Genomic DNA, 1,185 nt, shown 5'->3' on the forward strand with positions numbered 1-1,185 from the left:
CCCCGGGTCAGACGGGCAGCGCGGACCCGGCGGGCGGGGCGTACCGGTCGATCTCGGCGAGCTCGCCGGCGTCGAGGTCGGGGCCGGTCAGGGCGTCGAGGTTCGCGTCGAGCTGGGCGACGCTGCTGGCCCCGACGAGCGCGGTGGTGGTGCGCTGGTCGCGCAGCACCCAGCGCAGCGCCAGCTGCGCCAGGCTCTGCCCGCGGGCGGCGGCGACGGCGTTCAGCGCGCGGGCGCGCTCGACGACGTCCTCGGTCACGTCGGCGGTGGACAGGTAGGCGCTGCGGGTGGCGCGCGAGCCCTCCGGGACGCCGTGCAGGTAGCGGTCGGTGAGCCGGCCCTGCGCCAGCGGGGAGAACACCGCCAGCCCGGCGCCGGCGCGCTCGGCGGCCTCGGCCAGACCGCCCTCGGGGCGGCGGTCGAAGATCGAGTAGCGCGGCTGCACGAGGGTCAGCGGGGTGCCCAGCTGCCGCAGCAGGTCCGCGACGCGGGTGACGTCCTCGGGCGAGTAGTTGGACACCCCCACGTACAGGGCCTTGCCGGCGCGCACGGCGGCGTCCAGGGCGCCGGCGGTCTCCTCCAGCGGCGTGTCGACGTCGCGGCGGTGGTGGTAGAAGACGTCGACGTGCTCCAGGCCGGTGCGGCGCAGGGAGGCGTCGAGGGAGGCGGTGAGGTACTTGCGCGACCCGCCGTCGCCGTACGGGCCGGGCCACATGTCGTACCCGGCCTTGCTGGCCACGACGATCTCGTCGCGGTACGGGGCCAGGTCCGAGCGCAGCACCCGCCCGAACGCCTCCTCCGCGGCGCCGTAGGGCGGGCCGTAGTTGTTGGCCAGGTCGAAGTGGGTCACGCCGCGGTCGAAGGCGCGGCGCAGCACGGCGCGGGCGAGGTCCAGGGGGCGGTCCTCGCCGAAGTTCTGCCACAGGCCCAGCGAGACGGGCGGCAGCAGCAGGCCGCTGCGCCCGGCGCGGCGGTACTGCGCCTCGCGGTACCTCTGCGGGTCGGGGCGCCAGGAGCGGTCGGCGCGGTCCTCGGTGATCACGGGTCCTCCGGGCGTGTCGGTGCGCGGCGCGGGGTCGCGGCGCGTGTCGGGGCGGGCGTCGGGGCGGGCGTCGGGGCGCGGGTGCGCCCCGGTGCAGCGGGTCAGTCCCGGGCCCGCTGCGCGGAGGGCAGCGGGCCCGGGAC

The 1,185-nt window shown here is 77.7% G+C and carries 1 protein-coding gene; it reads right to left on the minus strand.

Annotation, left to right across the window (positions count from 1 at the left end):
* Nucleotides 1-7: 7 nt before the first annotated feature.
* Nucleotides 8-1,042, minus strand: coding sequence for an aldo/keto reductase (locus GTR00_RS21285; RefSeq protein WP_166613498.1), 1,035 nt, complete (start codon nt 1,040-1,042; stop codon nt 8-10).
* Between the last annotated feature and the right edge of the window lie 143 nt (nt 1,043-1,185).

It is taken from the genome of Kineococcus indalonis, assembly GCF_009906395.1.
Taxonomy (GTDB): domain Bacteria; phylum Actinomycetota; class Actinomycetes; order Actinomycetales; family Kineococcaceae; genus Kineococcus; species Kineococcus indalonis.